Annotated in this window: 4 protein-coding genes and 1 pseudogene; 4 read left to right on the top strand and 1 reads right to left on the bottom strand. The window is 67.2% G+C overall.

The genetic code is table 11. The features are described from left to right. The first annotated feature begins 988 nt into the window (after window positions 1-988). A complete protein-coding gene (locus ACFWAR_RS01205; RefSeq protein ID WP_385772165.1) occupies window positions 989-1,309 on the top strand; it encodes a hypothetical protein in 321 nt (106 codons plus the stop codon). 247 nt (window positions 1,310-1,556) lie between these two features. Here the strand turns inward: ACFWAR_RS01205 and ACFWAR_RS01200 are convergent, their stop codons facing one another. After that, window positions 1,557-1,946 carry an ankyrin repeat domain-containing protein gene (locus tag ACFWAR_RS01200; protein ID WP_385772164.1) on the bottom strand — a complete coding sequence of 130 codons (390 nt, stop codon included), beginning with the start codon at window positions 1,944-1,946 and terminating at the stop codon, window positions 1,557-1,559. Between the two features lie 154 nt (window positions 1,947-2,100). Between ACFWAR_RS01200 and ACFWAR_RS01195 the strand changes: the two genes are divergently transcribed. The 3 genes and pseudogenes from ACFWAR_RS01195 (at window position 2,101) to ACFWAR_RS01185 (ending at window position 7,143) form a co-directional block, all read left to right on the top strand. Continuing rightward, window positions 2,101-2,484 (top strand): hypothetical protein, encoded by a 384-nt coding sequence (locus tag ACFWAR_RS01195; RefSeq protein WP_385772163.1) that lies wholly within the window; start codon window positions 2,101-2,103, stop codon window positions 2,482-2,484. 13 nt (window positions 2,485-2,497) lie between these two features. Next, window positions 2,498-4,984: a Helicase associated domain protein gene (locus ACFWAR_RS01190; RefSeq protein ID WP_385772162.1), complete on the top strand. Its 2,487-nt coding sequence runs from the start codon at window positions 2,498-2,500 to the stop codon at window positions 4,982-4,984. Window positions 4,985-5,969: 985 nt separating this feature from the next. After that, window positions 5,970-7,143, top strand: a pseudogene (locus ACFWAR_RS01185) (IS110 family transposase). Window positions 7,144-7,226: the final 83 nt, after the last annotated feature.

Below are 7,226 nucleotides of genomic sequence, written 5' to 3'. Positions count from 1 at the left end.
GGCTCTACGCTTCGCTCCGAGCCGTAGAAACCGCCTCGCTCCGCTCGGCGGAGCTCCGCTTCGCCGAGCCAAAGCCGGCCCTGTCGGGCCGGAGTCCTGCGCTTCGCTACGGGCTGGTTCGGGTTCCGCTGCGCTCCACCCAAGCAACCTAGGATGATCCGTTCCACGAGGTCAGGGCCTACGGCCCGTTGGGCCGGTCCGCTTCGCTCCCCGACCCCGGTCCTTCCGGCTCCGCCTCCAGAACCAGCCCACTCCGCGGGCGGCAGCAACAAGGTGGTGTGTGGCCGGGGCCGCTTCCTGCCTTACCGAGCTCCCGAGGCCGAGCGCTGCTGACTCGACGGGTAACATTGCGCTCTTCGGGTGCTGTCGGGGCCTGGAGTCTCTGAGGGGAATGCCGATGCCCATTGGCAAACTGCCCATCGTATGGGGCCTCTCCCCTGACGGTGCAGGTTGCGTTCTTGGACCAAGATCACTGCGAATTCAGCGTCCGGTCCGACGCTCCACCACAGGGCTCGCCATCCGGCTAGGCCGTCCGTTCGCCGCACATCAAGGGATGGATCGGCTGGCGTGTAGCGGCCCCGTGTGACGGCGTGCTGGTAGTGGTCACCGACGGGGCAGAGCAGCGCACAATCGTGACGGGCATAAACGAGTCGACCAGTCATCTGGCTCTCCTCTCATGGTCCCGGTTCCTGCTGGCCTCCGGCCGTACCCACCAGGGCAAAGACGGGGTCTGGGCGAACAACGCTGTCGTGTACTCCCCTGGCGGCTACCCGATGAGCCACATCTGCCTCGGCGAAGACATCGACTACCTCATCGGCGACCGCGATGGTGGGATTTGGACCGGTCACGGCGACGAAGGTATCTACACCACCCCGCATCCCGCGCTGGCCTCGCCTGCTGGAACACCGACGGCGATCACACCTGGACTCCGCAGCGCCTACCCGTACAGCCCCTTGGCGGCAACGCAGCCGCCACGGAAGGAACACTGGTGTGGCATGCGTGGTATAGCCCCGAAGGCTCCTTCATCACCCGCGTCGACCCCACCACCGGAGAGGAGAACAGCTGGGCCAACCCGGTCAAAGACACCGACGGCATCGCGGTCCGGGGCAACCAAATGATCCTCACCCACCGCTTCCACAACCGGCCCGGCGTAGAACTGAACCATGCAGAGCTCATCAACGGCGCTTGGGTCATCACCGCCCAGGAAAAACTGACCCTTCCCGACCCCATGGGCATGCGCTGCGCTCAGGGCCACGACGGGGCCCTCTGGCTCCGCGGCGGCGACACCTGGGTACGCATCTCAACCTGAGCCCCAAGAACACCAACAAACCCCAGAGCGGGTACCCAAACGCTGCGCGCTCAGGACCGAACGGCCTCACTGCGCCCGGCCTGGGCCCTTCGGGCCCAGGGCTCTTCGCTTCGGACTGGCTCTGGTTCCGCTGCGCTCCACCAGAGCAGGCGGGCCTCGGGACTCCCACGCTCCGCACGAAAGGTGACCCCGTCTCACGGGGTCCGGGCCTCCAGCTCGTCGGGTGGGGCCGCTTCGCTCCCCCACCTCACTCCTTCCGACTCCGCCTCCAGGGCCACAGCCTGCTCCATCGACGGCCGACAAGGGTGGCGGGGGCTGTGTGCCGGTCCAGGAGCCTGACTGCCATGACGTGGTTGTAGGAGACTGCCAACTCGCGCGCAGTCTGCCCGTCATATGCCCTCGCTGTGGGGTCGGCTCCATAGGCCAGCAGGATCGCGGTGAGCCCGGAGTCGAGCGGCCCGCCGGACTGGAGTGCCCCATCCCCTTCGACGTCAATCGCGTGGAGCAGGAGCGTCATCCCCCAGCAGACTTCTTCCAGGTCCACGCCCGCGTCCAAGAGACGGGTCAGCTCGGCATAGTCGCCCGACTCGACCGCCTGATGTGCGGGAGTCCAGGGGTTCTCAACAAGCTCGGTCACTCAAACTCCCAGCTGGAGCACACCTCGGAACGGTACAGTCATCAGTATGCATCATGTGGGGGGTATTCTGTGTAGATGTGTAGGATCCCGAGAAAACCACTACCCCCCTCCCCGATGGGATTTTCCCCGCCACTTAGTTTCAGTGGAGTGTCGAATGCAGAATGTCATCGACTGGGTCAGTAATCGTACCCTCCGTGTGTGGCGGTACGGAATCGGACATTCCCAACTCTTACTAGTCAGCAGCCAAGGAGACAGAACTGGAAACGGTCTGGGTGTTCACTTCGAGGCCGTCGAGTACATGCGACTCGTCCCGACCTTCAAGGACCTGCGGATCACCACAGCCGACAAGCAACAGGCGCTTGAGGTCAAGGCCTCCGGGGCGCTTCCCTCCTTGTCCCGTCCACTGCTCGTGCTGACTCTTCACCACGACGACGGTGTCGGCATGGTCGCCTGCTCTCGACTGCGGATCGGCGAGTTCCACGGCGAGCCCACCAGTGACTTCGCCACTGTCCAACACCAAGTCACCGCTTCCCCCTAGTCACGGAGCCAAGATGTCGCACCGCCCGACCATCGCCCTGCGACCCCACCAGGAAGAAGCCGTCGCAGCAATCGTCCAGGGGCTCGATACTCCGCCCGGGGAACGGATCCCGCAGGCCGGTCTACGAGCCACGGTGGTGGCCGCGTGCGGGACTGGGAAGACGTTCATCGCCGCTGCGGCGGCGCTCCGGTTGGCGCGGCACGGGCGGGTGTTGGTGCTGCTGCCGACGCTGGATCTACTCACGCAGACGGCCCGGGAGTGGCGGAGCGCCGGGCACAGCGGGCCCGCGGTCGCGGTGTGCTCGCTGGAGGACGACCCCGCCCTGTGGGCCCTGGGGGTGCGTGCGACGACGTCGGCGCCGCAGCTCGCCCTGTGGCACGGCCGGGGCCCGGTCACGGTCTACGCGACCTACGCCTCCCTGTCCGTGCTGGCCGAAGCACACCGGGGCGCGTACGGGTTGCCGATGGATGTCTTCGACCTCGTGGTCGTGGACGAGGCCCACCGGACGTCGGGGTCGGCGGGGAAGGCCTGGGCGAACATCCACCACCAGGAGGTCATCCCGGCCATGCGCCGGCTCTACATGACCGCCACCCCGAGAATCTGGAAAGAGCGGCCCCCGCGGTCGCGGGCGGAGCAGGAGCTGTACGAGGCGCAGGCCGCTGTCGTGGACGAGGAAACTTCAGGTCGGACGCGGCGGGCGTGGGACCGGCTCCCCAAAGAGCTGTCGTGCTCGATGGACGACGAGGCGGTGTTCGGGCCCGTCGTCTACGAGCTGTCGCTGGCATCGGCGATCTCCCGGGGGCTCTTGGCGAGGTATCAGATCGTCGTGGCCGAGCTGACCGACCCCGTCGTCACCCCGAAGCGGCTGTTCAGCGAGGAGCGATACGAGGAGCCGCTTCGTGGGCAGCGGCTCGCGGCGACGCAGACCGCGCTGCTGGAGACCATGGCGGCCCACGACCTCCAGACCACGATCACCTTCCATCACCGGACGGTCGAGGCGGAGGCCTTCGCGGCCGGGCTGCCCCGGGTCGCGGCCCGGCTCCACGCCGTGGACCCCGAGCGGCACCCCGAGCGGGTGTGGGCGGGATGGCTGTGCGGGGAACACGAAGGCGCCCACCGGCAGTCCGTGCTGGCCGACTTCGGGCGCCGGGCCGGACGCGCCGTGCTGTCGAACTGCCGGGTCCTGGGCGAGGGCGTCGACATCCGCAGCACCGACTCGGTGGCCCTGATCGACCCGAAGGGATCGGCCGTGGACATCGTCCAGGCGATCGGCCGGGCGCTGCGGCAGAACCCTGGTCAGGGCAAGATGGCGACGCTGATCGTTCCAGTATTTTTGGCGGAGAACGAGAAGCCTGAGGACATGCTCACCTCGAACTCCTATCGCCCTCTTATTCGGGTTTTGGAAGGTCTTCGGGCGCACGATGAAAAAGCTGTGGAAATGTTGGCAATTCCACAGGAGAACCAGAAACGTGTCGTCGACCCGTCGCTTCCGGTCGGTCCGGAGCCCGCCGAGGACGAGCCGGACGACCGGCTGCTGCTCCGGTTCGCAACCCCCCGCGACCCTGTCCTTATCGCGAAATGGATCACCTTTAGGGTCATCAACACCGAGCGGCAGGACTGGAATCGGGGCATCGAGGCGGCCCTGCGGTACCGGGAGCGTAAGGAGCACCTGGAGGTGCCGTACGAACACACCGAGGGCGCGTACCCGCTGGGACGATGGCTGTCCGACCAACGCCGCACCTACCGGGCAGGGCAGATGACCGGTGAACGGGCGGCCCAGCTGGAGGAGCTGGACATCGTCTGGGACACCGCCGACGCCGCCTTCACCGAGAACCTCGCCGCCGCGCGCGCCTACTATCAGCTCCACGGAACCCTGGCCGCCCCACGGCACGCCACCGCCCTCGACCGAGCGGTAGGGCAGTGGCTCACGAACGTACGCCGGCCCGACGGACTCGGAAAACACCCTGACCGCGCCCGCCAGCGGGCACAACAGCTCGCGGCCATCGACCAGGACTGGAACCCACGCAAGCTAGGGTGGACGGTCAACTGGCAGCGGCACCACGCCTACCTCGCCCAACTCCTCGCCGCCGGCGCCCAGCTCGACGAACTCGTGCCGGGGGTCACCCTCCACGGCGAAGACATCGGCCGCTGGCTCGCCACCCAGCAACGGGACTGGGACCGGCTCAACGCCGAGCAACAGTGCAGGCTCGGCGAGCTCGGCGTGAAGAAAGCCGCACGAGACCGCGAGGCCCCCGCAAAGGCCACCGCGGCGACTGGGCCGGGCAAGAGCGGCGGAGCGTTCCAGAAGGGCGCGGAAGCACTCGCCCAGTACACCGCACGAGAAGGCCGGCTCCCAGGGCGCGGCGTCATCCAGATCCTGGCCGACGGCACCGAACACCGCACCGGGATCTGGCTCGCCAACCAGAAACAACGCCGTAACCACCTCGACCAGGCACAACTGCACACACTCGCCAAACTCGGCGTGAAATGGGCCAGGTAGACACCGGCCGGTGCGGGCCTTGAGATCGTAGAATCGTAGACAGTCGGGGCCATAGCGCAGAGGTCGACGCGTGGCCTGCACAACCGAGGACGCCGCTTCGAATCCGGTCAACCCCAACCCTTCACCACCCAGCCGGCCTCACACCCGCCCAGCCCCAACACACCAAGCAGCCGGCGCAGACCACAGACCCAACCGCCCCCCGCACGGAGAGTGCGGCCAGCCAACCAGCATCGGGACCCCGGCCTGGAACATGAAGAGCCCGCCGCAACCGACTCTACGCCGGACATCTCGCCGAACTCACCGACCCCGAAATCCACTTGGCCCACTAACGGGGGCGCTGTCTCACCCCAGGCAATTCCGGCTCCGCCTCAGAACCGGCCCCGTTACGCGGACAGCCAATGGACAGCCAACCCGCACCCGGGATAGTCCCCGCAATGAAGGATGACGCTGACTCCGGCTTCCAAGATCTCGATCCACTCGCACCACGCCAGAAATGCCCTCAGCGTCCTGCTCCAGTTCGCTGTACTCACAGCACACGGCCTGGCAAACCAAATGTCGGTCTCTGGGCAGTTCCGGTGGTCCGCCAAGATGGCAGCCGCAGGCTGGGAGGGCTTCCTCCGGAGTACGCCAGCGGGAACCGTGGTCACAGAGAACTGGAGGAACGCCCCCAGCTCTAGATGGCGGCGCGCTTGACCGACCCAGGCAGCGGCTTCACTCCATCGGTGCGACGCCTGTGGTCCTCGCCAGTCAAACTTCCCTACGTTGTCTGCGGGACAGGGCGAGCCCTTCGTATGGTTCTCCCACCCAGGGGCGTCGGGTGTGGCCTTCAAACTTCTGCCGCTTGTGGCTTCCATCGATTGGCCACCCGACGCCCCACGACGACTCGGCTGCCAATTGGGAATTGCGAATGATCGCTTGGTAGGGAATCGACAGCGAGGTCGTCCGTCGGGAGGCACCAGCACACCCCACCGCACGGAGGCACCACATGGCCGCGATCCGGGCCGGCATCGACGCAGGTAAGACCCACCACCACTGCGTCGCGATCGACGAGAGCGACCGTCGGCTGCTGTCACGGCGCGTCGCCAACGACGAGCCCGAACTCCTCACCGACGTCCTGGCCCTGGGCGACGAGGTGACTTGGGGAATCGACCTGGCCGACGGCGGAGCCGCCCTGGTCATCGCGATCCTGCTCAACCACGACCAGCCCGTGAACTACCTCTCCGGTCGCGCCATCCACCGCGCGTCCGAGAGCTATCGAGGCGAGGGCAAGACCGATGCCAAGGACGCCGCGGTCATCGCCGACCAGGTCCGCATCCCCCGCGATCTGAACCCCTTAAGCACCAGCGACGAAACCGTCACCGACCTCAAGATCCTCACCGGCCGGCGCATGGACCTCGTCGCCGGCCGCACCCGCACCGTCAACCGGCTCCGGGCCCAGTTCACCGGGATCTTCCCCGGCCTAGAACGGGCCCTGGACCTCACCACCAAGGGCCCGCTGACCCTGCTGACCGGCTACCAGACCCCGGCAGCCATCCGGCGGCTCGGCGCCAAGCGCCTGGAGACCTGGCTTCGAAACCGCAAGGTTCTCCGAGCCGATCAGCTCACCGAGGCCGCAGTAGAAGCGGCCGAGCGCCAGCACACCAGCCTGTCCGGCGAGAAGCTGACCGCCCAGATGGTGCACACGCTCGCGAAGGAGGTGCTGGCCCTCAACGAGCAGGTCGCCGAGCTCATCGAGGCCCGGTTTCGCGACCACCGCCACTTCGACGTGATCACCAGCATGCCCGGCCTCGGCACCATCCTCGGCGCCGAGTTCCTGGCCGCTACCGGCGGCGACATGGCTCTGTTCGGCACCCTCGACCGCCTCGCTGCCTTCGGGGGCGTCGCACCGGTCCCGCGCGACTCCGGCAAGATCAGCGGCAACCTGCGACGTCCACAGCGATACAACCTACGGCTCCAGCGCGTGCCCCAACACCTCCGCACTGTTCAGCATCCGAAGGTCCGACGAATCGCACCGCTTCTACGACCGCAAACGAGCCGAGGGCAAGCGTCACACCCAAGCCGTCCTCGCCCTCGCCCGCCGCCGCGTGAACGTCCTGTGGGCACTGTTGCGCGACGGGAGGTGCTACGAGCTCACGCCGCCGACGGCGCTCGCGGCTTGACAGAACGCATTAGGAATCGATGAGGCAGGATAGCCAACTCGCTCCCGATCCCCGGTCGCCAACTGGTCCCCGGACCAGACGGG

The sequence above is a fragment of the Streptomyces sp. NPDC059917 genome (assembly GCF_042730635.1).
Classification (GTDB): Bacteria; Actinomycetota; Actinomycetes; order Streptomycetales; family Streptomycetaceae; genus Streptomyces.
Note: the sequence above shows the minus strand (reverse complement) of the source record. Positions and strands in the feature narration are given on the sequence as shown.

Bases quoted from the DNA above. Each gene is read 5' to 3' on its own strand.
- ACFWAR_RS01195 (WP_385772163.1), top strand. From the start codon at position 2,101: ATGCAGAATGTCATCGACTGGGTCAGTAATCGTACCCTCCGTGTGTGG.
- ACFWAR_RS01190 (WP_385772162.1), top strand. From the start codon at position 2,498: ATGTCGCACCGCCCGACCATCGCCCTGCGACCCCACCAGGAAGAAGCC.